Genomic DNA, 1239 nt, shown 5'->3' on the forward strand with positions numbered 1-1239 from the left:
GGATGTCCGGGGCAAGACCTTTTGGTTCCTTTTGGGGCGTTTGCCAAAAGGGACTCGCCCGAGGGGGCGAAACCAGAAGTCCGCGCGCACGCCGAAGCGGCGCAGAAATCCCTAAGCTGAAGCAGCACCCTCCAAGGCGGCCCTGCCGGCTGATCCGCGAGCAGGGCCCCAGCCCTGGAGAGAGCGCTAGACCCTCACATTCCCCCGCGGCCCCGCCACCGCCCAGATGATCAGCCCCAGCACCGGCAGGATGACGATCACCAGTATCCAGATGATCTTCAGTCCCATCTCCGCGTTGCTTTTCACCACGTTGATGATCGCCCAGATATCCAGGGCAAAGATGATCAGGCTGATCAGGCCACTCAGGGTCGAACCCATGTAGAAAATCCCTTTGGATGATTGAGGTCTGATCAGCATAGCCGCCCGCGCCGCAATGGCACGGGCATGGCTTCAGACCCGCGCCGGGTCGATCACCGCGAAGCTGGCGACGGTGTCATGCCCCTCCAGCACACCGCCCTCGCGAGCGAGGCCGATGGTCTGCAGGCCGGCCTGCTGCGCGGCGTCCAGTTCCTGGACCACGTCGGAAAGGAAGAGAATTTCCTCGTCCGGCAGGCCGATGGCAGCGGCGATGCGCTGGTAGGACGCCGCCTCGCGCTTGGGCCCGCTGGTGGTGTCGAAGTAGCCGGAGAACAGCGGCGACAGGTCGCCGGCTTCGGAGCAGCCGAAGATCAGCTTCTGCGCCTGGATCGAGCCGGAGGAGTACACGTAAAGCTGATAGCCCTCGGCATGCCAGTGGCGCAGCGCATCGACGGCATCCGGGTAGACGTGCCCCTTGAGCTGGCCGGCGCGGTAACCCTGCTCCCAGACCATGCCCTGCAATGCCTTGAGCGGCGTGGCCTTGCGGTCTTCGGCGATCCAGCCGAGGAGAATGTCGATGCAGCGTTCGGTATCGGCATTGGCCTCTCCGCTGTCGGCACGCACAGCGGCCAGTTGCTCGGCCACGGCGGGCTCGCCGGCGTGCTCACGCACGTAGTCCGGCAAGTGCGCGGCGGCATAGGGGAAGAGCACGTCGAAGACGAAGCTGACCGCGCTGGTGGTGCCTTCGATGTCGGTGAGGATGGCTTTGATCGGCATGGGAACTCCAAAGGCCCGCTGCTGCGGCGAGCGGACGGTGTGACCCTGTAGGAGCGAGCTTGCTCGCGAACCGCTTCCGCTGCGGGGCTTGTTCGCGAGCAAGCT

The 1239-nt window shown here is 65.1% G+C and carries 2 protein-coding genes; both read right to left on the bottom strand.

Going from position 1 to position 1239, the window contains the following annotated elements; genetic code table 11:
* Positions 1–186: 186 nt before the first annotated feature.
* Complete coding sequence (locus tag ACCC94_RS29725; protein WP_017517263.1) at positions 187–378, bottom strand: PLDc N-terminal domain-containing protein; 192 nt, start codon at positions 376–378, stop codon at positions 187–189.
* Positions 379–450: 72 nt separating this feature from the next.
* Positions 451–1134 (bottom strand): acireductone synthase, encoded by a 684-nt coding sequence (gene mtnC / locus ACCC94_RS29730; RefSeq protein ID WP_413353175.1) that lies wholly within the window; start codon positions 1132–1134, stop codon positions 451–453.
* Between the last annotated feature and the right edge of the window lie 105 nt (positions 1135–1239).

The organism is Pseudomonas sp. Pseusp97 (assembly GCF_047304025.1).
Classification (GTDB): Bacteria; Pseudomonadota; Gammaproteobacteria; order Pseudomonadales; family Pseudomonadaceae; genus Pseudomonas.

Coding starts and splice junctions, on each gene's coding strand:
- mtnC (WP_413353175.1), bottom strand. CDS start 1,134: ATGCCGATCAAAGCCATCCTCACCGACATCGAAGGCACCACCAGCGCG.
- ACCC94_RS29725 (WP_017517263.1), bottom strand. CDS start 378: ATGGGTTCGACCCTGAGTGGCCTGATCAGCCTGATCATCTTTGCCCTG.